The organism is Brevibacterium sp. BDJS002, assembly GCF_028201555.1.
In the GTDB taxonomy this organism is placed as follows: domain Bacteria; phylum Actinomycetota; class Actinomycetes; order Actinomycetales; family Brevibacteriaceae; genus Brevibacterium; species Brevibacterium aurantiacum.
Genome location: NZ_CP116392.1, coordinates 1,127,622 through 1,149,919 on the forward strand (window position 1 = coordinate 1,127,622; position 22,298 = coordinate 1,149,919).

Sequence of the window (22,298 nt, forward strand, 5' to 3'; positions counted from 1 at the left end):
CCATGTTCAACACAGTACTCATCGCCAATCGCGGCGAAATCGCACTCCGCGTCATCCGCACCTGCCGTCGACTGGGCATCAGAACAGTCGCCGTCTACTCCGATGCCGACGCCCAGGCCGCACACGTCAAGGCCGCCGACACCGCCGTGCACCTGGGACCGGCCCAAGCCTCCGAGTCCTACCTGCGCATCGACAAGGTCATCGCCGCAGCCAAGACCACCGGCGCCGAGGCGATCCACCCCGGCTACGGATTCCTGTCCGAGAATGCCGACTTCTCCGACGCGTGTGAAGAAGCTGGCATCGTCTTCCTCGGCCCCGGCGCCGAAGCGATCCGGACCATGGGCGACAAGATCACGGCCAAGAATGCCGTCTCCCAGCGTGGAGTGCCTTTGGTGCCCGGCACCAAGGACGCGGCCATGTCGAACGAATCGCTGGTCACCGCGGCCGATGACATCGGCTTCCCGGTGCTCATCAAACCCTCCGCCGGTGGCGGCGGCAAGGGCATGCACGCGGTCTTCGAACCCTCTGAGCTGGCCACTGCTCTGGACACGGCCCGCCGTGAGGCCGCGAGCTCCTTCGGTGACGACACGCTGTTCCTCGAACGCCTCGTCGCGACCCCGCGTCACATCGAGGTCCAGGTCATGGCCGACGCACACGGAAATGTCATCCACCTCGGCGAACGAGAGTGCTCCCTGCAGCGCCGCCACCAGAAGGTCATCGAGGAAGCACCCTCGGCGCTGCTCGATGAGGCGACCAGGGCGCGTATCGGCCAGGCCGCCTGCGAGACCGCGAAGTCCGTGGGCTACCGCGGTGCCGGCACCGTCGAATTCATCGTCGGCGCCGACCGCCCCGACGAGTTCTTCTTCATGGAGATGAACACCCGGCTCCAGGTCGAACACCCGGTGACCGAGGAGGTCACCGGCATCGACCTCGTCGAACTCCAGCTGCGCGTCGGCGCCGGCGAGGAACTGCCGCTGAGCCAGGACGACATCACGATGACCGGGCACTCGATCGAGGCCCGCATCTACGCGGAGGACCCCTCTCGCGGATTCCTGCCCACCGGCGGCCGGGCACTTGACGTCGTCTTCCCGGAAGGCGAGGGCATCCGCATCGACGCCGGACTCGAAGCCGGTCAGACGATCGCCTCGGACTACGACCCGATGATCGCCAAGCTCATCGTCCATGCTCCCGACCGTGCCGCGGCGATCGCTCGTCTCGATGCCGCACTTGCGGCTTCGGCTGTACCCGGGATCGTGACGAACATCGATTTCCTGCGCACCCTGATGGGCCTCGACGAGGTGGTCTCGGGCAACCTCGATACCTCACTCATCGACCGCCTCGGCGAGGACCAGCTGGCACACGCACCCGGCGATCTCGACCGTCAGCTGGCTGCCACGGCCGTGCTCGTCACCGGCGGCCGTGCTGGAACCGAACTGACCGGAGCACTCACGGCAGCACACCTGCCGCAGAACTCGGCCACCGCCTCGGCGTGGGGGAGGCCCTCTGCCTGGCGGACCTCACGACCGGACTTCCGACCCAGCGTCGCGCTGACCTCCGGCGGGGAGAACGTCGACGTCGAAGCACAGGTCGATGACGTCACAATCGATGACGACGGCCTCTGGCACCTGACCATCGACGGTGTCCAGACCACCGCCCGGGTGTTCTCCGATGCCCGCGATCGCAGCATCTGGGTCAGCAGCGACCAGGGCGTCTACACGTTCACCCGTCCCCAGGCCGATACGTCCCTGACACCGGGGCTCGACGGCGCCGAGGTGCTCGCACCGATGCCCGGATCCGTCGTCGCGGTTCGGGTCGAGTCCGGAGACCACGTCGACCAGGGTGATCCGATCGTCGTCGTCGAGGCGATGAAGATGGAACACGTGCTCACCGCACCTGCGGCAGGCATCGTCACCGTCACCGCCGTCCAAGGCGCCCAGGTCGGACTCGACGAGGTGCTCGCCACCGTCGTCGACGAGGCCGCAGCCGAAGCCGCCGACTCAGCCGCCGCGGACACAGCCAACTAGGCAAACAGCCAACTGATCACGCAATCAACTGACCACTGGAAACTCACTGACCACGCATTCAGCGGGGAGGAAATCATGACAGCTTTCGTTCCGGGCATGCTGCCCGAAGAATACGAAGACCTGCGAGCCGGCGTCGCGAAGTTCGCCGACGAAGAGGTCGCACCCGTCTCAGCCGAACTCGACGCCAAGCACGAGTTCCCCTACGACCTCGTTGCGAAGATGGGCGAGATGGGACTCTTCGGCCTGCCCTTCGACGAAGAGTACGGCGGCATGGGCGGGGACTACTTCGCCCTGACCCTGGCCATCGAGGAGATCGCCCGCGTCAACCAGTCGCTGGCCATCACACTCGAAGCCGGCGTCTCCCTGGGCGCAATGCCGATCTACCGCTTCGGCACCGAAGAGCAGAAGCGCGAATGGCTGCCCAAACTCACCGACGCCTCCGGCCTGGGCGCTTTCGGTCTGACCGAACCCGAGGCAGGCTCGGACGCCGGAGGAACGAAGACCAAGGCCACGCTGGAGAACGGCACCTGGACGATCAACGGCAGCAAGTGCTTCATCACGAACTCCGGAACCGACATCACCCGCCTGGTCACCGCCACCGCCGTGACCGGAACCCGGACCTCGAAGTCGGGTCGCGAAGTTCCAGAGATCTCGACGATCATGATCCCCACCGGCACCCCCGGCTTCACCGCCGAACCGGCCTATGACAAGGTCGGCTGGAACTCCTCGGACACGCACCCGCTCACCTTCGACAACGTGCAGGTGCCCGAAGAGAACCTCCTCGGTGAACGCGGACGCGGCTACGCGAACTTCCTGCGCATCCTCGACGAGGGACGCATCGCCGTCGGCGCCCTGTCCGTCGGCGCTGCCCAGGGCTGTGTCGACGAATCCGTGAAGTACGCGAAGGAGCGCCAGGCCTTCGGTCAGCCGATCTCCGACTTCCAGGGCATCTCCTTCAAGATCGCCCGCATGGAAGCCCGCGTCGTCGCCGCCCGGTCGGCGTACTACCTCGCGGCTTCGCGGATGCTCGCCGGACTGCCGTTCAAGAAGGAAGCCGCCATTGCGAAGATGATCGCCGGCGAAGCAGCCATGGACAACGCCCGCGACGCCACACAGATCCACGGCGGCTACGGCTTCATGAACGAATACCTCGTCGCCCGCCACTACCGCGACTCGAAGATCCTCGAGGTCGGGGAGGGCACCACCGAGGTCCAGCTCATGCTCATCGCCCGCGAACTCGGGATCTGAGCTCACCGAGACCAGCACACCGCCCGCCGAGGTGGTTCCACGCTTCCGTACGGAAGTGCAGGGCCACCTCGGCGGGCGGTGCTGTCATCTGCTGGGAACAGGCTCAGTTAGTGTGGAACACAGAATCAGTCGAGGACAGAGAGGATGTACGTGGACTACAGCGTCGTGGCGTCGGTCCTGGGCGCGAGCTGGATCGTCATCGAATACGTGGTGAAGATCATCGCCGTCGGCGTCGTCCCCGAGGACCGCAGGCCCTCCTCGTCCTCGGCCTGGCTGCTGCTCATCCTGTTCGTCCCCATCGTCGGGATCCCGCTGTTCCTCATGCTCGGCAGCCCCTACATCAATCGGCGTCGGGCACGCATTCAGGCGCAGGCCGATGAGCTCATGCACGAGGGTGCCGACGACCTGCCCGACGTGCCCCCGTCGCTGCAGACTGCCCCCGGGTTCGTGTCGATCGCTCAGCTGGGGCGCAGGCTCACGGCTCTGCCGATGGTCACCGGCGACAGCCACGGTGTCACCAGCGACTACGAGGCCAGCATCAAGCGGATGTCAGAACTCGTCGATGAGGCGCGCGAATACGTGCACGTCGAGATCTACATCATGGCCTGGGATTCGACGACCGACGTCTTCTTCCGCGCACTCGAACGTGCCGCTGACCGGGGTGTGAAGGTCAGGGTCCTCTTCGACCACATCGGCTCGCGGAAGTATCCGGGATTCCACCGCCTCGGCAAGCGTCTGACCAAGGGCGGAATCGACTGGCACCTCATGCTGCCCTTCATCCCTTGGTGTGGGAAGGCCCGGCGCATTGACCTGCGCAACCACCGCAAGCTCCTCGTCGTCGACGGGAAGAAGGCGATGATGGGGTCCCAGAACATGATCGACTCCTCGTACCTGAAGAAGTCGAACGTGAAGATCGGCCGGGCCTGGCACGACATCATGGTCGAACTCTCCGGGCCCATCGTCGCCGCCGTCGAGGCCGTGTTCGCCACCGACTGGTACACCGAATGCGATGAGGCCTTGGGGATCAGGACCTATGATCGTGATGCCTACCTACCGGACGTGGGTGGGCAGACGAGCGCCATGCAGCTCGTTCCCTCGGGCCCGGGCTTCACCACCGAACCCAACCTCAAAGTCTTCACCTCGCTGATATACCTGGCGCAGAAGCGTCTGGCGATCGTCAGCCCGTACTTCGTGCCCGACGAGTCCCTGTTGGCCGCCGTCGTCACCGCCGCCGAGCGCGGCGTCGACGTCGAACTCTACGTCAGCGAACAGGCCGACCAGTTCATGGTCGACTTCGCCCAGGCCTCGTACTACCGGTCGCTGCTGGAAGTCGGAGTGCGGATCTTCCGCTACCCGAAGCCGCAGGTCCTGCACACCAAGTGCCTCATCGTCGACGATGAGTACGCGGTGATGGGCTCGTCGAACCTGGACATGCGCTCATTCGGCCTCAACTACGAGATCAGCCTGCTCACGACAGGCGGTGACCTCGTCCACGACATCGCCGAGGTGGTCGCCGAGTACCAGGCCGAGAGCAGTGAGCTCTCCCTCGACGAATGGGAGCAGCGACCCTACATCCGCCGCTACCTGGAGTCAGTCATGCGCCTGACTTCGTCACTGCAGTGAGTCGAGTTCGCTGAGGCGAGTTGGCTCGGTGTCCCGCGGGGCGCCTCAGGCGGAGCCGGTGGCGTCGGGTCCCAGTGAATCCCGCTGATCGAGGGGGACGTCGAGGAGGTCATGGACTCCGTTGACGATCTCGTTGGGGCGGAAGGGGAAATGGCGCACATCCTCGGCGGTGGAGATGCCTGAGAGAACGAGCACCGTGTGCATGCCTGCCTCCATTCCCGCAATGATGTCGGTGTCCATTCGGTCGCCGATCATTGCGGTGCTCACCGAGTGCGCGCCGATCTGATTGAGTGCAGAGCGGAACATCATCGGGTTCGGCTTGCCCACGACATAGGGGTCACGGTTCGTGGCCTTCGTGATGAGGGCGGCGATGGCGCCGGTGGCAGGGAGGACACCTTCAGGGCTGGGGCCGGTGGCGTCGGGGTTGGTCACGATGAAGCGCGAACCCCCCTGGATGAGGCGGATCGCCTTGGTGATCGCCTCGAAGGAGTAGGAATGGGTTTCGCCGACGACGACGAAGTCCGGATCCTTCTCGGTCATGATGAACCCCGCCTCGTGGATGGCGGTGGTCAGTCCCGCCTCACCGACGACATAGGCGGTGCCGTGCTCGACCTGGTTCGACAGGAAGTCTGCGGTGGCCATCGCCGAGGTCCAGATCTTCGACTCGGGAACGTCGAGGCCGTTCGAGCGGAGCCGAGCAGAGAGGTCTCGGGCGGTGTAGATCGAATTGTTCGTCAGCACCAGGTAGGGAATGTCGGCCTGACGCCACTGCGCGAGGAGCTCGGCCGCGCCGGGCAGGGGGTTGTTCTCCTTGACCAGGACACCGTCCATGTCGGTCAACCAGCATTCGATCGAGTCGCGGTCCATGTCTCTCCTGAAGATAGTCGGCGAGCCCTTACGGCTGTCTCCTAGCCTAGTCGGGTTTGAGCGAAAACCCTTGACAGCTCATCACACCGGCGTATTGTAGTAATCCCTTAATTAAGGAAGTGCTGAAATGAACTTGAATGCTCTGTTCGGTGCTCTGGCCGATCCGACCAGGCGGGCGATGGTCGATCGTCTGCGCGACGGTGACCTCAGCGCCGGAGACCTCGCCGAACCGCTGCCGATCAGCCGATCGGCGGTCTCACAGCATCTCAAGGTGCTCGAGGACGCGGGGCTGATCACCCGGGTCAAGAGCGCACAGCGACGAATCGTGCATCTCAACACTGGGCCGCTGTCGGCCGCAAACGAGTGGCTGATGGCAGCACACGAGGACTGGCAGCAGCGATTCGACAACCTCGACCAGGTATTGGCCGAGGAGAAATGATCGACTCAAGGAGGAGAACCATCATGAACCACAACAGCACAGCCGCCGACACCGCGCAGCCGACGACGGAGGAGCCCGGCTTCACCATCGTGAGAGACTTCGCCGCACCACGAGACCGTGTCTGGGAAGCCTGGACCAATCCCGATGTCATTGCCCGCTGGTTCCATCCGGAAACATTGGTCACGCCACGAGAGTCCGTCAGCGTCGACCTGCGCGTCGGCGGTCTCTACACCTACACCATGCGCATCGAGGAGACAGGACAGGAATTCCCCACCGCGGGCAAATACCTGGTAATCGACGCGCCTCACCGGCTCGACTTCACCTGGGGAAGTCCCGACGATGTCGACGACGCTCCGCAGGTCAGCGTCGTGTTCGAGGAGATCGATGCGAACACCACCCGGATGACGTTCGCTCTGACCGGCATTCCCAACGACTCCGGCTCCGACGCCAGCGCCTACGACGGCTGGAACTCCGCCTTCAACGTATTCGAGGCCGAGATCGCCAACTGAGATCGCCAACCGTGCTGCTCGGGTGAAATCGGCAGCTAAGCCGGCCGCAGGCAGTCAGGATCCCACGCAGGGACCCTGACTGCCTGCCGTCGGGCGGCAGACGATAAGCTCGCATCACGACAAGTGGTCAGAGACACACGTGACACAGAGGAGTGACGCATGAGTGAGCAGAAGGTCATCGAACAACGAGGTCTGTGGCTGGACGAGATGGAAGTCGGCGCGATCTACAAGCATGCACCGGGCCGGACCATCACCGAGGCGGACAACACCTGGTTCACCGCCGTGACCATGAATACGCAGGCCCTTCACCTCGACGCGGCCTTCGCAGCGACAGAGCCCTTCGGCCAGCGCCTCGTCAACTCGATGTTCACACTCTCCACCCTCATCGGCCTCTCGGTCACGCAGCTGACGCAGGGCACCATCGTCGGCAATCTCGGCTTCTCCGAGGTCGCCTTCCCGGCCCCGCTCTTCCATGGCGACACCCTGTATGCGGAGACGACGATCCTCGACAAACGCGCGTCGAAGTCCCGTCCCGGCCAGGGCATCGTGACCTTGGAACACCGCGGCTACAACCAGGACGGAACGCTCGTGGCCAAGGCCGTGCGCCAGACCATGATGTTCGACTCCAGCCACGCAGAGACAGCGCCCGAGACAGGAAAGTGAGCACGACGATGACATTGGAATTCAAACCGGCCTGGCTCTTCGTCCCCGGTGACCGCCCCGACCGCTACACAAAGGCCGCCGAACGCTCCGACATCGTCATCCTCGATCTCGAGGACGCCGTCAACGACGGTGACAAAGCCGCTGCCCGCGAGTCGATCATCGACTACCCCTTGGACCCCACCCGTACGGTGGTGCGCATCAATGCTCGAGATTCGGACCACCTCGGCGAGGATCTGGCGATGCTGGCGAAGACCGCCTACACGGCCGTCATGCTGCCGAAGGCCGAGCACGCCTCCGACCTCACGGTCCTCGCCGACTACCAGGTCATCGCCCTGATCGAGACGGCACTGGGTGCCGTCAACGTCGCCGAGATCGCCGCCGCTGCCAACGCCTACGCACTGATGTGGGGATCCGAAGACCTCATCGCCGACCTCGGCGGGGGATCCTCGCGCACCGCTGATGGCAGCTACCGCGACGTGGCCAAACACGTGCGCAACTCGACCCTCTTGGCCGCCCGCGCCCACGGCAAGTTCGCCCTCGACTCGATCTGGGCCGACATCCCGAACCTCGAGGGCCTGGCTGAGGAGGCCGAGGACGCCGTCCAGTCCGGTTTCAGCGGCAAGGTCTCCATCCACCCCAACCACGTCCCCGTCGTCCGCGATGCCTTCCGCCCCAGCGAAGAGCAGCTGACCTGGGCGAAGGCCGTGCTCGAACTCGCGAAGTCCGAGAAGGGTGCGTTTGCCTACGAGGGCAAGATGATCGACGCACCGCTGCTCAAGCACGCCGAGCTCATCGTCGCCCGCGACGTCTGATTGAGCTGACAGCGTCATGCCCATGAACGATGCCGATGCCCACGTCGCCGCCCAGATCCGCGCCGTCCTCGCCGCCGCTGAAGCAGGCGGGGGAGTGGCCCCGATCGTCGAAGCCGGCGATCCGATCCTGCGGCAGACCACCCGTCCCTTCGACGGGCAGGTCGACGACGCGGAACTGGCCCAACTCGCCGAGGTGATGCGGGCAACCATGCTCGCCGCACCTGGCGTGGGGTTGGCCGGGCCGCAGGTGGGCATCGGTCTGTCGATGTTCGTCGCAGAGGATCCCGGCAGCCTCGACCCGGAGACCGCCGAGGTGCGACAGCGGTCCCCGATGCCCCTGCGCGTCGTCCTCAACGCCGAATACACCCCCGCCACCTCGGAGAACGTCGCCTTCTTCGAAGGCTGCCTGTCGATCCCCGGCTACCAGGCGGTCGTCGCCCGGCCGCGCTCGATTGAGCTCACCGGCGTTGATCTCAACGGCACGCCCATCGCCGAGGTGGTCGCCGGATGGTCGGCACGCATCGTCGCCCACGAGACCGATCACCTCGACGGCATCATGTACCTCGACAAGGCAGAGATGCGATCCCTGTCGACGAACACCTCGGTGGCAAAATTCTGGAACCAACCCTCGACCCAGCAGGCGGCCAGCGAGCTCGGATTCACTCTGCCCAGTTCGATGCTCCTCTGAGACCGGAGAACTCGCCTTCCGGGGCGATTCCCATGATCGGCACAAGCAGCCATGTTTCGATTGACGCATGCATCTTCCCGATATCTCGCCTCGTCATCGCAGTCTTGTCCGTGCCATCGCCGTTGCCGGAACCAGTGCCCTCGCTCTGGTGCGCAGCCGTGACTTCGCGCCTGAACACGATCGTGCGGCCCGCTTGGGCAATGCGGTTGCCAATGCGGGGCTGACCTGGATCGTTGGAACGAAGGCCTTCGCGGGACCGCTCGACGGTGAGTTCGACTTGGGTGCAGTGTGGGGGCCTGGCGAGGAGGACGAAGGACAAGCCGTCCGGTACTCGACGGTGGACCCGAGGGAGCAGGCGGAGAAGGCTCAGTCCTTTCGCAATCTCACCACCGCGTTTGCCTCCGGTGCCTTCAGCTGGGCACTGTGGCACCCGACCCAGAACTTCGCCGATACGATTGACGCCAAATTTCCTACCGGTTTCGGGCGAGGACTGGGCGCAGCGGCCAGCGGCACGTTCGTCGCCGCTTGTGCGGCCCTCCTCGACAAGTTCGAGGAGCACGACCAGATCGAGGACCTGGAGTACGCTCCGGTCGAGATCGAACTGCCGGAGCATATCCGCGGAGCAGTCAATCAGCTGCTCGCACAGCCGCATCCGGTCTCTGCCGAAGCCGCCGATACGGCGCGAGCACAGTTCAAATCCGCACGATTCTTCGTGTGGGTGACCTATTCGCGCACACAGCATCCGGGCGATGAACCCATCACCCTGGATGCGCGGCAGCTCGCCGAACTGCTGCGCGACGAGGATGTCTCGAACATCGACGTCTACCCAGAGGCGTCGTCCGCACTGATCGTCCCGGCACAGCAGACTTACCCCGTCGTCGGCACCCAGGACGCAGATGCGTCGGCGCGACTGGAGCTCACGCTCGACATCGTCGATGGTCGTCTCAGCAGTCTCAATCTCTTCGGCACCGATGCCGACTCACCGCCCCGGACGACCGCCGAACTGTCGACTGCGGCGAAGTCAGGGACGCTGCATCCGCTCGGTCTCGGCGGTGACGGGGTCGGCTATTCGAGCAGTTTCGAGGTCGAGGATGAGGAATTCGACGACGGGCCACTGACTCTCGCCCAGTGGCCTGAGCCCAATCAGCTGACCTTCGTCGCTGACCGCACCAACTGCCACCACGAGCACCAGCAGCAGGCACCGGGTGCGGAAGCGGGAATAACTGGCACACATCATGGTTGTACGGAATATGAGTGAACTTCGTACCCTGACTCTGGGCGCCGGATGCTTCTGGTGCCTCGACGCCGTCTACCAGCGGACCACTGGAGTCACCTCGGTGATCTCCGGATACACCGGAGGCCATACGCCGAACCCGCACTACCGCGAAGTATGTTCCGGCACGTCTGGCCACGCCGAGGCGCTTCAGGTGACGTTCGATCCCGAGATCGTGCCCGAAAGCGTGATCCTGGGCCTCTTCTTCACCGGGCACGACCCCACGAGCCTCAACGCTCAGGGCTATGACGTCGGCACCCAGTACCGGTCGGCCATGTTCTACGCCGACGAGGAGGAGAAGGCGCGCTTCGAAGCCGCCATCGCCGAGGCACAGGGACTCTTCGAGGCTCCGATCGTCACGACCCTTGAGCCTTTGGGTGTCTTCCACACCGCCGAGGCTGTCCACCAGGACTTCTACACCGAGAACCGCAACAACGGGTACTGCCGTGTCATCATTGATCCGAAGCTGTCCCATGCACGGGAGGCGTTTGCGGAATGGGTGAGCTGAATGTCGAAGAAGGCGGGCAAGAAGAGGCGTCAGAAAGACGTCGGCGCCTGTGATGTGACGAGGGATCGCGTGCGCGCGCACTTCCTCGACGGCCAGACCGGCCCCTGGGCGAGGAAGCTGGGCGCAGAGCCGTCGGCGACGGACTCTGCGCCATCGACCGACGCTGAGGCTTCGGCATCCTCTTCATCAGAGACAGCGGCGTCGGCGGCGTCCCGTCCGGTGGGCCCGGACTATTCTGTGCCGAGTTCGATCGACATCGTCGCTGACCCCGTTCTGCACGCGATCTCCACTCGTCGGTCCATCTCGAAGCTCGGTCCGGAGACTCCCAACGACGCCGATCTGCGAGAACTCATCCATGCAGTCTCCTCGGTCGCCGACCACAAAGGGCTCAAGCCCTGGCGGTTCATCATCATCCGCGGACACGATCGGAACCGCCTCGGCGAGGCCCTCGACGAAGCAGGAAACGTCCAGCGCAAGACCGGTGAGATCAACGAGAAGCCGCTGCGGGCAGAACTCCTCTTGGCCCTCGTCGCCTCCCCACAGGACAACCCGAAGGTCCCCGAATGGGAACAGCACGCCACGGCCGCCGGGGCAGGTCACCTGCTCGAGCTTGCCCTGTGGCAGGCCGGCTGGGGCGTCATGTGGCGCAGCGGAAACCTCACCAACGAACCTGCCGTGCGCAGACTCCACCGACTGAAAGAGAGCGAACTGCTCATGGGCTGGCTCTACATCGGTGCGGTCCCCGAACGCTACCGACAGCGTCTGCCCAACAGCACTCGGCCGCTGCCGGACCCCGAGCAGTTCCTCGATACCCTGTGACAGACAACGATGACGCGCAGTTAGAACCGACTGCTTCCTCACGCAGACTCCCGAAGGAGATCTACGTCCTCGTCGCCGCGGCCTTCATCGTGGCGTTGGGCTACGGCATCATCGCCCCTGTGCTTCCGCAGTTCGCCGCGAGCTTCAACTTCGGAGTCACCGCCGCCACGATCGTCGTCTCCTCCTTCGCCTTCTTCCGGTTCGTCTTCTCACCCTCCTCCGGTCGCCTCGTCGACGCCTTCGGAGAACGCCGCATCTACATCTCCGGCCTCCTCATCGTCGCCGCCTCCACCGCGGCCGTCGCCTTCGCCCAAAGCTACTGGCAGCTGCTCGTCTTCCGCGGACTGGGTGGAATCGGGTCCACGATGTTCACCGTCTCCGCCATGGCCCTGATCATCCGGTTGGCACCGATCGACGCGAGAGCCAAGGCCTCGAGCACCTATGCCACGGCCTTCCTCGTCGGCAATATCGCCGGCCCCGTCCTCGGCGGAGCGATGGCCGGGTGGGGCATGCGCATCCCCTTCATCATCTACGCCGTCGGTCTCCTCATCGCCGCCATCGTGGTGCGCATCTTCCTCGCCTCCACTGCCTCGGAAGGCTCCTCGACCAAACTCGGTCGCGCTCGCCTGGAGGCGACGAAGGACGAGACGCAGATGGAGGTGATGACGTTCAAACAGGCGTGGGCCGACTCTGCCTACCGCGCTGCTCTGATCTCCGCGTTCGTCCAGGGCTGGTCGGCCATGGGCATCCGTGTGGCCATCTACCCGCTCTTCGCCATCCAAGCGCTGCGGGCAGACACCGCGGTCGCCGGTCTGGCGCTGACCATGTTCGCGATCGGCAACGCCTCAGCAGTCACCGTCGTCGGCAGATTCGCCGACACCTATGGGCGCAAACCCTTCATCCAATGGGGGCTGCTCGTCCTCGGTGTGAGCACCTCCGCCCTGGCGTTCACCGACTCGATCTGGCTGTTCTTCATCCTCTCCGTCGTCGCCGGCATCGGTTCGGGGCTGGCCAACCCCGCTCAGCAGGCCACGGTCGCCGATGTCATCGGCCGCGATCGCAAGGGCGGCCGTGTCCTGGCGAAGTATCAGATGGCCCTCGATGCGGGAGCCATCCTCGGACCCATCATCGCCGGAGTCGTCGTCGATCACTTCGACTACTCCTGGGCGTTCATGCTCACCGGAATCCTCGGTATCTTGGCCGCTGCCTACTGGTTCACAGGTCGTGAAACCCGGCCCCGCGTGGTGCGCAAAGCAGAGCAGAACGAGCGGATCGACGACGATCTGAGCTGAGTCTCACGGCACGCGTACACGCTGCTTATCAGCGCGCGGGTAATCAGTTCGTCTGCACAGGTACACGCTGCTCGTCGGCACGCAGGCACTCAGGGTCTGCTGACGTGATTTGGATAGTGTGAATCACTAGTATTGGTTCACGGAGCACCATCCCCCTGCAGTCGATCTCTGCGGGTGCACACCGACTAGAGAGTCACCACGTGAGTTTTCTGACCCGTTTGAGTCTGCGAAATCGTGCGCTCATTGCGCTCATTTCCGTCGTCGCCATCATCTTCGGCATCATCGGGGCGGGAGCTCTCAAACAGGAGCTCTTCCCCTCCCTCGAAAACCCCCAAGCCACGGTCACCTCCTCGTACGAGGGCGCAACCCCGGAGGCCGTCGAACAAGAGGTCACCGACCCCCTGGAAGGTGCGCTGACGGCGCTGCCAGAGGTCGAGGACATGACTTCGACGTCCTCGGCGGGCAGTTCCTCGATCACCGTGAGCACCAAGTACGGCGAGGACTCCGACGACGTCGTCAAGTCCCTCCAACGCGCGGTTTCGCAGGTCCAGGCCACGCTGCCCGAGGGTGTCGAACCCACCGTGAATACGGCCGGAACCGATGACATTCCCGTCCTCGCGCTGTCCGTGACCTCGGACGCCGATGAGGACAAGCTCGCCGCCAACCTCGAGGACATCGCCGAACCCGAGCTGAAGAAGGTCGACGGCGTCTCACAGGTCATGATCGCCGGTGCGAAGACCAAACAGGTCGAGGTCACGATCCGTCGTGACGACCTCGAAGACGAGGGAGCCAACCTCGACGAGATCGCCGGCATCCTCCAGTCCAACGGCATCCCCACCTCGGCGGGCGAGCTGAAGAGCGATGAGGGCACGGCACCGGTCGAGGTCGGAACCCGCATCCGCTCCGTCGATGCCATCAAGGATCTCGTCATCAGCGGCAAGGACGACCCGATCAAGCTCTCCGACGTCGCCGACGTCAAGATCGAGAACCAGCCCGTCGAATCGATTTCGCGCACCAACGGCCAGCCCTCGCTGTCGGTGTCGATCATGAAGGAATCCGACGCCAACACCGTCGACGTCTCCGCTGCCGTGTCCGAGAAGCTGCCCGAACTCGAGAAGTCGATGGGGGACAACACCGAGTTCGTCTCCGCCTTCGATCAGGCACCATTCATCGAACAGTCGATCCACGATCTGCTCGTCGAAGGCGGACTGGGACTGTTCTTCGCGGTCCTCGTCATCCTCGTGTTCCTGCTCTCGGTCCGCGCCACCATCATCACAGCGATCTCGATCCCGCTGTCTCTGCTCATCGCCATGGTCGGTCTGTGGATGGGCGGGGAGACCCTGAACATGCTGACCCTGGGTGCGCTGACGATCTCGGTCGGACGCGTCGTCGACGACTCGATCGTCGTCATCGAAGCCATCCGACGACGGCACGCCTCGGGCGGTGAGAAGTTCGCGAACATCCTTGCCGCCGTCTCCGAAGTCTCCGGCGCCATCACCGCATCGACCCTGACGACCGTTGCCGTGTTCCTGCCGCTGGCCTTCGTCTCCGGCCAGACCGGCGAGATGTTCCGCCCCTTCGCCCTGACCGCGACCATCGCCCTGCTCTCGAGCCTGTTCGTGGCACTGACCATTGTGCCCGTCCTCGCCTACTGGTTCCTGCGGCAACGTGAGGCCAAGGTCAAGCTCACCCGCGCGGAGAAGAAGGAGATCCGGCGCAGCCGCAAGGGGATGCTCTCCGAATGGCGCAGCGAGAAGAAGGCCGCAAAGAAGGCCTCCAAGAAGCAGGACATCCTCACCGCCGGCCGTCACGATGAGCCGAGCACCGAGGCGACCACTGCCGGTGCCGCCACCGCCTCGGCGGAGCCCCACTACGGTGCTACCGATGAGGAAGCAGACGAGGTCGATGAGCTTGCCGGCATGCATTCTCCGGTGACACGGCTGCAAAAGACCTACATGCCGGTCATCTCGTTCTCCACCAAACATCCTGTCGTGATGATCCTGGTCGCCGTCCTCCTCCTCATCGGGACGGGAGCGATGGTCCCGCAGCTGAAGACCGAGCTCTTCGGCGATACCGGTCAGGACAGTCTGCAGGTCTCGCAGACCTTCGACCCCGGCACCGATCTCGATGAGGCCTCGCAGCAGGCCGAGCCGGTCGAGAAGATCCTCGAGGACAACAGCGACGTCGAGTCCTATCAGCTCTCCGTCGGTGGAAGCACCTTCGGGTTCACTGACGACTCGTCGATCACCGGCACCTACATCATCACCTCCAAGTCGGGAGTCTCGGCGCAGTCGATCTCCGACGAGCTGCAGAAGGAGTTCGACGATCTCAGCGACGTCGGGCAGGTCGAGGTGCAGAGCCAGAGCTCGACGCCCGGAGCCCAGACGATCGACGTCACCCTTTCGGCCTCGGATGTCAAAGAGCTCGACGACGCCACCAAGACCGTCACCGACAAGCTCGAAGGCGTTCCCGGGACTCAGTCGGTGACCAGCGACCTCGAAGCCGTCCAGCCCGTCATCGAGGTCAAGGTCGATCATGAGAAGGCCGCCGAGGAGAACCTCACGGAGGCCTCGATCGGTCAGTACGTGCAGCGGGCGATGCACGGCCAGAACATCGGCGAAGTCGTCATCGACAACGTCTCTCACTCGGTGCTCCTCTTCGACCGCAACGCCGACACAGTCGATGAACTGCGCGTCCTCAAGATCCCCGGCAAACCGGAGGAGACGGCGCCCGCTGGTGGCGCTGCCGGTGCCGCTGGTGGAGCAGACGGTGGTGCCGGAGCTGCGGGCGGTGCCGGTGGAGCCGAAGGCGGCGCGGATGCGTCCGGCGGTGCTGGTGGTGCCGGTGGAGCCGGTGCCGGTGGTGACGCTGGCGCGGCCGGTGATCCGGGCGCCATGGCAGGTGCTCCGGCGCTGACGTCTGAGCCTCGGTTCATCGAACTCAGTGACGTCGCCGAGGTGAAAGAGGTCAAGACCGCACCGACGATCCGTCACACGGACTCGCAGCGTTCGACCACGGTATCGGTGACCCCTGCAGGCGATGACCTGGGAACGGTGTCGGCCGATGTGCAGTCGGCACTCAACGACGTTGATATCCCCGACTCGGTCAGCGTCGACACCGGCGGTGCCACGCAGGAGCAGAACGAAGCGTTCTCCCAGCTGGGACTTGCGATGCTCGCCGCGATCCTCATCGTGTTCGTCATTATGGTCGCCACGTTCAAGTCGCTGCTGCAGCCGCTGATCCTGCTGGTTTCGATTCCGTTCGCGGCCACCGGCTCCATCGCGCTGTCGCTGCTGACTGACACTCCGCTGGGTCTGACCTCGATGATCGGTCTGCTGATGCTCATCGGCATCGTGGTCACCAACGCGATCGTGCTCATCGACCTGATCAACCACTTCAGGGCTCGAGGCGTTGATCTGCGGTCGGCGATCGTCCACGGTGCCCGGTTGCGTTATCGTCCGATCCTGATGACCGCGGCAGCCACGATCTTCGCGCTCGTGCCGATGGCGCTGGGTCTGACCGGCGGGGGAGTGTTCATCTCGAAGCCGCTGGCGATCGTCGTCATCGGCGGCCTCATCAGCTCGACCCTGCTCACGCTCATCCTCGTGCCCGTCCTCTACCTCCTGCTCGAAGGAGCCAAGGAACGACGAGCGGAGAAGAAGCACGTGAAGAACATGGCCCGTGGCCAGGTGCTCGACGTCGCCGAGGCGAGAGCCGGGCAACGCTCGGACGCGACGGATCGTGCCCGCTCAGGCACACAGGCGGACACCACCGCCGAGGCAGGATCCGTGGCAGTGGCCGAACGTGACGAGTCAGCTTCGTCGGCTACGGACGCCGCCTCGGCCACGGACGGCTCAGCGTCGGACGCCTCGCCCGAGCGCCGCGACACGGGTGATGAACCGAAGCACTGATTCCACGCCCATTACAGTGGGATCCATGAGAAACGAGCTCGAACCACAGGAGAAGAAGCGCCTGTGGTTCGAGCTCGGTCTCGTTGCGGCACTCTCTCTGGGCCAATCCGCGGTCTATGCGATCGTTCGCTTGGTCGACATCACGACCAGGGGCCCGATCAGCGAAGCCCAGGCGAAGCTCAACACTTCGATGTCGCCACGGCCCGGCTTCGACCTCGTCTACCAGATCCTCGACATCGGATTCACTCTCGTGCCGGTGCTCCTGGCTCTCTACCTGTTGACCCGGGACACCGATGCACCGCCCCTGAGCACCCGGCTAGGCGTGAACGGTCAGCGAGCCAAGGACCTCGGTCGCGGAACACTCATCTTCACCATCATCGGCATCGGCACCCTCGGCGTCTACGCGGGCGGCAGGGCACTGGGGATCACCGCCGAGATCCAGCCGGCCAACCTCGGCGATCATTGGTGGACGATTCCCGTGCTCATCCTCGCCGCGGCGAAGAACGGCATCGTCGAAGAGGTCATCATCTTCGGCTTCGGTGCCGAACGCCTCCAGCGTCTGGGCTACGGGATGTGGCCGATCATCATCAGCCTGGCAGTCTTCCGAGCCAGCTACCACCTGTACCAGGGCATCGGGCCTTTCATCGGCAACGTCGCCATGGGCATCATCTTCGGGTGGTACTTCATGCGCCGAGGCAGACTGATGCCGCTGGTGTGGGCGCATTTCATCATCGACGCCGTTGGCTTCCTGGTGCCGGGGATCCTCACTCTCGTCGACGCCGGCTGAGCAGGAATTCTCTTCCAGGCGAGCGGGATCCTTTTAGGTACGTTTCGTTTGACGTAATGCACTGATGTTCGCGGGTTCATTTCCAGTTCACCAAGCGGTAGGGCTGGGGCCAAGTCATGGTGGAATTCTCGTTCGGGTGAGTTCCCCTTCGTGTGGCGAGGTGGGAATCGAAAGTCCCGATCCGAGGAGATAACCGAACCGATGGCACCCCTACGCGAACTTCTGCCCATGGCCGGACATGTCGTGGCAAGCGAAGCCCCGTCACCTGCGCACTCAAATGCGACAACGCGTGCAGCAAGGCAATCTGCAACACGTCATCGAACAGCTACTTCCGCGACATCGTGGGAACCCAGCTGACTCGACGGGCCGCGCTCGGTGCTTCAGCCGCCGGAGCCCTGGCGATCGCAGTGACGACGGCGCCCAGCCCCAGTGCCAGCAGCGCAGCAGCCAAGGGGAAGAGCCTCGCGTTCAAGGCCATCGACCCGGTGCACCACGAGGTCGACGAATTCATCGTCCCCAAGGGCTACTCCTGGCACCCCATCGTGCGGTGGGGCGACGCGCTCTTCCCCGACTCGGAACCCTTCGATCCGGAGAACCAGTCGGTCAAGAAGCAGCGCCGCCAGTTCGGGTACAACAACGACTTCCTCGAGATCCAGGTCGATCGCAGCGGAGACGGCAACCGGGCACTGCTCTTTGCCAACCATGAGTACAGCAACGATGCGATCATGTACCCCGACTCCATGGACGAGAAGACGAAGCGGGCGATCAGCCGCGAAGCACACGGACTCACCGTCGTCGAGCTTGAGCGCAGGAACGCGAAGACTCCGTGGAAGGTCGACGTCAACGGTGCGAACAACCGTCGCTTCCTCATCGGCACAGAATACGAGTTCACCGGGCCTGCCGCCGGTTCGGATCTGCTCCGGACGCGGGACTATCCCAAGGGTGACAAGGTCCAGGGCACCCTGGGCAACTGCTCCGGCGGCCTGACCCCGTGGGGAACGCTGGTCTCCGGTGAAGAGAACTTCAACTCCTACTTCAGGGCGCAGGGACAGTCGGACGCCGATAGGCGCTACGGACTGACCAATGACGCCTCGGCCTACGGGTGGGAAGACGATCTGCAGCGTTTCGACACGAACAAGTCCGGTTACGGCAACGAAGCGAACCGCTTCGGTTGGATCGTCGAAGTCGACCCACGGGATCCGGAATCGACTCCGCTCAAGCACACCAGCCTCGGCCGGTTCAAGCATGAGGGAGCCAACATCACGATCGCGGACTCCGGTCACGCGGTCGCCTACATGGGCGATGATGAGAAGTTCGACTACCTCTACAAGTTCGTGTCCAAGGGCAAGTACATCGAGGGTGATCTGTCCCATAACCTCACCCTCCTGTCCGAAGGCGATCTCTTCGTTGCGAAGTTCACCGGCAACTCACCGAAGAACGAGATCGACGGCAGCGGCGCAGTGCCTGCTGACGGAGAGTTCGACGGCAGCGGACAGTGGCTGCCGCTGATCAAGGACGGTACGTCCCAGGTCTCCGGAATGGCGATCGACGAGGTGCTCATCAACACCCGTCTGGCAGCGGACAAGGTCGGACCCACGAAGATGGACCGCTGTGAGGACGTCGAGCCGAACCCAGTCAACGGGAAGATCTACGTCGCCTGCACGAACAACTCGGACCGCGGCACCGACGGCAAGGCAGCAGCCGATGAGGCCAACCCACGGACCGAGAACCGTGACGGTCACATCGTGGAGCTGACCGAACGCGATGGCGACCACACTGGCACCGAATTCGACTGGACCCTGCTGATGGTCTGCGGCGATCCGAAGCAGGGTGACAAGACCTACTTCTCCGGCTTCCCCGTTGACCAGGTCTCACCGATCTCCTGCCCCGACAACGTCACCTTCGACAGCGCCGGCAATCTGTGGATCTCCACCGATGGCGCCCCCGATGGAATCGGGTACTGCGACGGACTGTTCAAGGTCACGATCGAAGGCAAGCAGAGGGGCCGCGTCGAGCAGTTCCTCTCCGTCCCGCGTGAGGGCGAGGTCTGCGGACCGCTGGTCCACGATGAGGACAAATCAGCCTTCGTCGCCGTCCAGCACCCAGGTGAGGACGGAAGCTGGGCCAACCAGCACTCACAGTTCCCGGACTTCGTCGATGCCACTGATGTCGACGCGGGAGTCGCCGCGATTCCGCGCCCATCCGTCGTCCAGGTCCTGCGCGGCAAGGGCAAGGACAACGGCAAACCGCCGAAGAAGGACAACAACGGCAATAACGGCAACAACGGGAATAACGGGAACGGCAACGGGAACAACGGCAACAATGGTCGGGGCAACGGCAACGGCAACGGCAACGGCAACGGCAACGGCAACGGACTCGGCCGGGGCAACTGACCTAAGCATCGAAGACTGCGCCAAGGTCTGATCTAAAGGTTCCAAAGCAGAAGAGCGGGCATTCGTACTGAATGCCCGCTCTTCGGCTGTCCGGCTACTTGTCGAAGCGGCGCAGCGCCCGCGCGAGCATGCGGTGGCCCTGGTCTTCGAATCGTTGGTCGCCAACCTGATATGCCCACACTGCGGTGCCGATGGCCTCTCGCAGGAGATAGATCAACCAGACTTCCTCATCCCGCGGGTCGGTCTCGTACCCTTCGATGAAGGCATCTTCCAGCAGGTTCGAGGTCGACCATTGCTGGGCAGCGAGCCGGCATAGGTCTGTTGCAGGCGGACGGTATTCGAAACGGCCGAAGTCGATCACACGCAGTCGCTCCTCATGGACCAACCAATTGCGAGGCTGCCAGTCACCATGAGTGGGTACGACGGCGACAGGTCGCGGCCGATAGTCTGTGAGCAGGATACGAGCACGGTGTGCTGTCAGCGGGTCAATCCTGTGTGACTGCCCCAGCAGGTTCAGAGACTTCTCTGTCGCTCGCCGTTCGTAGTCCGGGTCCATCACCGAGTCCATGCCGTGGAGAGCTCGCAGAGCTGCGCCCGCTTGCACATGAATGTCATAGTCAAACTCCACAGACGAGCCTTGAGCCAATCGGCCTTGGAGGTATGTGGTGATGAGGATGTTCTTGGACCGATCAGACGCGATCATGCGACTGGCCAAGCCGAGATCGACGAGCTGCTGAGTCGATGACTCATGGGCAGTGATCTCGCGGCCGATGTGATGATTGGTGGGTCCCGCGCATTTGACGACGAAGTCGGCGCCAGATGATCGTACGTGCAGAACGCTGGTGTCGATGAGGCCCCACGACATGTCTTCGACGAGTTCGAGGCCATCGAGATGCTCTTCGACGAAACACTGATGTGTTGTGCTCAGCGGTCCGTTCTCCCAGATGCTCACGGAATCAGTCTATCCATGCTGAAACGATCCCTGAGGCAGATTGCCGCTAGCCCGTGAAGACACCAGGAACTCTTTCAACAGGAAAGCACAGAGGGCATCACACCGCGTTGGTGTGATGCCCTCTGGACTGTGCGCCGCCGGTCGCCCGGCAACGCCTGCAACGGCGACTCAGATGGTGACGAGGCCGTTCTTCGCGGTCTCGAAGCTGACCGACATGATGCCGGGGGTGCCATGAGGTGATGACCAGTCGATGTGGATCTCCGGGATCGGCTTGGGATCCTGGGTCCCCAGCCAATCGCGCAGTCGGTCACGATCCCCGGCGATCTGCAGGGTATCGATGGCGACGTCGCCATTGGTCTTGTAGGACGAAGGGTGCTGAGACGAGTCGGCAGCCCACTTGATGAAGAACGGAAGCTGGGGGTCGGCGATGAGCCCCTTGATTCCGATCTGCAGCCACTTGAGTTCCAGACCTGATTCTGGGGTGCGGTTTCCGTCGACGGCCTTGCGTTCGAGACGGGTCTCCACTCCGGCGAGGTCATCGACCGAGACGCACCAGCCCATCCAGCCGCCGCCGAGCTCGGAACGAGCTCGGACTGCCTGGCCGAAGGGTGTTGACAGCGCGGCCGGGTGCTCCAAGGCTTCGACGACTTCGAGGTAATGACCGTTCGCGAGGGGGAAGATCAGATTTCTGGTACCGAATCGAGGATGCACGCCACCGTCGTAGGGAACCACACCGAGCTTCTCCGAGATTCTCTCGGCAGTCGCTTTGTACCCGTCTGGTTCGCTGGCGAAGGACACATGATCGAGTTTCATGTCTCGACAATCGCATAACCTGGCTCACACTTCTCATTAGGATCACCTAAGTAGTGCGTCACTCCAGGTGCGACAGCCGCGGGTCTGGTGAATGCAGAGACCGCCCGGACGATGACGTCCGGACGGTCTCTGAACTCGGGACGAGGGGATGCTTCACACCACCTCGGCGAGGGTGAACTCAGTGAGACTCTTTGAAGCGCTTGATCGAGGCCTCGACCTCAGCCTCGGCCTCGGCGCGGCCGACCCAGCTGGAGCCCTTGACGAACTTGCCGGGCTCAAGGTCCTTGTAGCGGGTGAAGAAGTGCTCGATCGAATCCAGGGTGAACTGGTCGACGTCGCCGATGTCCTGGTAGCTCTCCCACCGGGGGTCGCCAGCGGTGACGCCGAGGACCTTGTCGTCGCCGCCTGCTTCGTCTTCCATCTTGAACATGCCGATGGGGCGCACATCGATGAGGACGCCGGGGAACAGCGGTTCGGGCAGCAGGACGAGCACGTCGAGCGGGTCACCGTCGTTGCCCAGGGTGTCTTCGAAGAAGCCGTAGTCAGCGGGGTACTGCATCGAGGTGTAGAGGTAGCGGTCGAGCTTGACCCGACCGGTCTCGTGGTCGACCTCGTACTTGTTGCGCGATCCGCGCGGGATCTCGATTGTGGCCAAGAGTTCCATAGTGCTCCTTCAA

Annotated in this window: 19 protein-coding genes; 15 read left to right on the top strand and 4 right to left on the bottom strand. The window is 63.8% G+C overall.

Going from position 1 to position 22,298, the window contains the following annotated elements:
* Positions 1 to 2 precede the first annotated feature (2 nt).
* The 3 genes from PGC08_RS05230 (at position 3) to cls (ending at position 4,895) form a co-directional block, all read left to right on the top strand.
* Positions 3 to 2,024 carry an acetyl-CoA carboxylase biotin carboxylase subunit gene (locus PGC08_RS05230; protein ID WP_271709675.1) on the top strand — a complete coding sequence of 674 codons (2,022 nt, stop codon included), beginning with the start codon at positions 3 to 5 and terminating at the stop codon, positions 2,022 to 2,024.
* Between the two features lie 75 nt (positions 2,025 to 2,099).
* The gene (locus PGC08_RS05235; RefSeq protein ID WP_271709676.1) at positions 2,100 to 3,272 is read left to right on the top strand and encodes an acyl-CoA dehydrogenase family protein; all 1,173 of its coding nucleotides are present in this window, start codon (positions 2,100 to 2,102) and stop codon (positions 3,270 to 3,272) included.
* A gap of 144 nt (positions 3,273 to 3,416) precedes the next feature.
* A complete protein-coding gene (gene cls / locus PGC08_RS05240) occupies positions 3,417 to 4,895 on the top strand; it encodes a cardiolipin synthase (RefSeq protein ID WP_069599669.1) in 1,479 nt (492 codons plus the stop codon).
* A gap of 45 nt (positions 4,896 to 4,940) precedes the next feature.
* Here the strand turns inward: cls and PGC08_RS05245 are convergent, their stop codons facing one another.
* Entirely contained in the window at positions 4,941 to 5,762 is an 822-nt protein-coding gene (locus PGC08_RS05245) for an HAD-IIA family hydrolase (RefSeq protein ID WP_009883381.1), read from the bottom strand.
* Positions 5,763 to 5,889: 127 nt separating this feature from the next.
* On the opposite strand from PGC08_RS05245, the gene PGC08_RS05250 reads away from it, so the two are divergent.
* From PGC08_RS05250 to PGC08_RS05305, 12 genes are all read left to right on the top strand, one after another.
* Complete coding sequence (locus PGC08_RS05250) at positions 5,890 to 6,201, top strand: ArsR/SmtB family transcription factor (protein WP_009883382.1); 312 nt, start codon at positions 5,890 to 5,892, stop codon at positions 6,199 to 6,201.
* A 23-nt stretch (positions 6,202 to 6,224) separates the two neighbouring features.
* Entirely contained in the window at positions 6,225 to 6,710 is a 486-nt protein-coding gene (locus PGC08_RS05255) for an SRPBCC family protein (RefSeq protein WP_069601286.1), read from the top strand.
* Positions 6,711 to 6,869: 159 nt separating this feature from the next.
* Positions 6,870 to 7,373, top strand: coding sequence for a MaoC family dehydratase (locus PGC08_RS05260; protein WP_096162158.1), 504 nt, complete (start codon positions 6,870 to 6,872; stop codon positions 7,371 to 7,373).
* Positions 7,374 to 7,381: 8 nt separating this feature from the next.
* Complete coding sequence (locus PGC08_RS05265; protein WP_096160400.1) at positions 7,382 to 8,185, top strand: HpcH/HpaI aldolase/citrate lyase family protein; 804 nt, start codon at positions 7,382 to 7,384, stop codon at positions 8,183 to 8,185.
* 22 nt (positions 8,186 to 8,207) lie between these two features.
* Positions 8,208 to 8,873 carry a peptide deformylase gene (locus PGC08_RS05270; RefSeq protein ID WP_009883386.1) on the top strand — a complete coding sequence of 222 codons (666 nt, stop codon included), beginning with the start codon at positions 8,208 to 8,210 and terminating at the stop codon, positions 8,871 to 8,873.
* Between the two features lie 67 nt (positions 8,874 to 8,940).
* Positions 8,941 to 10,131, top strand: a complete 1,191-nt coding sequence (locus tag PGC08_RS05275) for a hypothetical protein (protein WP_271709677.1) — start codon at positions 8,941 to 8,943, stop codon at positions 10,129 to 10,131.
* Positions 10,124 to 10,654 carry a peptide-methionine (S)-S-oxide reductase MsrA gene (gene msrA / locus PGC08_RS05280; RefSeq protein WP_009883388.1) on the top strand — a complete coding sequence of 177 codons (531 nt, stop codon included), beginning with the start codon at positions 10,124 to 10,126 and terminating at the stop codon, positions 10,652 to 10,654. Before PGC08_RS05275 ends, msrA begins: the two co-directional genes overlap by 8 nt.
* Entirely contained in the window at positions 10,655 to 11,473 is an 819-nt protein-coding gene (locus PGC08_RS05285; protein ID WP_180959243.1) for a nitroreductase family protein, read from the top strand. It begins immediately after the preceding gene.
* On the top strand, positions 11,470 to 12,765 hold the full coding sequence (locus PGC08_RS05290) for an MFS transporter (RefSeq protein WP_009883390.1): 1,296 nt from the start codon (positions 11,470 to 11,472) through the stop codon (positions 12,763 to 12,765). Before PGC08_RS05285 ends, PGC08_RS05290 begins: the two co-directional genes overlap by 4 nt.
* A gap of 200 nt (positions 12,766 to 12,965) precedes the next feature.
* Entirely contained in the window at positions 12,966 to 16,676 is a 3,711-nt protein-coding gene (locus PGC08_RS05295; RefSeq protein ID WP_271709678.1) for an efflux RND transporter permease subunit, read from the top strand.
* Between the two features lie 25 nt (positions 16,677 to 16,701).
* Positions 16,702 to 17,463, top strand: a complete 762-nt coding sequence (locus PGC08_RS05300; protein ID WP_271709679.1) for a CPBP family intramembrane glutamic endopeptidase — start codon at positions 16,702 to 16,704, stop codon at positions 17,461 to 17,463.
* Between the two features lie 341 nt (positions 17,464 to 17,804).
* Positions 17,805 to 19,856 carry a PhoX family protein gene (locus PGC08_RS05305; RefSeq protein ID WP_442868154.1) on the top strand — a complete coding sequence of 684 codons (2,052 nt, stop codon included), beginning with the start codon at positions 17,805 to 17,807 and terminating at the stop codon, positions 19,854 to 19,856.
* Positions 19,857 to 19,950: 94 nt separating this feature from the next.
* Here the strand turns inward: PGC08_RS05305 and PGC08_RS05310 are convergent, their stop codons facing one another.
* The 3 genes from PGC08_RS05310 to PGC08_RS05320 all read right to left on the bottom strand — a co-directional run bounded on the left by PGC08_RS05310 (position 19,951) and on the right by PGC08_RS05320 (position 22,285).
* Entirely contained in the window at positions 19,951 to 20,808 is an 858-nt protein-coding gene (locus PGC08_RS05310) for a phosphotransferase (protein ID WP_271709680.1), read from the bottom strand.
* Between the two features lie 168 nt (positions 20,809 to 20,976).
* Complete coding sequence (locus tag PGC08_RS05315; protein ID WP_096160238.1) at positions 20,977 to 21,621, bottom strand: VOC family protein; 645 nt, start codon at positions 21,619 to 21,621, stop codon at positions 20,977 to 20,979.
* Between the two features lie 178 nt (positions 21,622 to 21,799).
* Positions 21,800 to 22,285, bottom strand: a complete 486-nt coding sequence (locus PGC08_RS05320) for an inorganic diphosphatase (RefSeq protein ID WP_009883395.1) — start codon at positions 22,283 to 22,285, stop codon at positions 21,800 to 21,802.
* Positions 22,286 to 22,298: the final 13 nt, after the last annotated feature.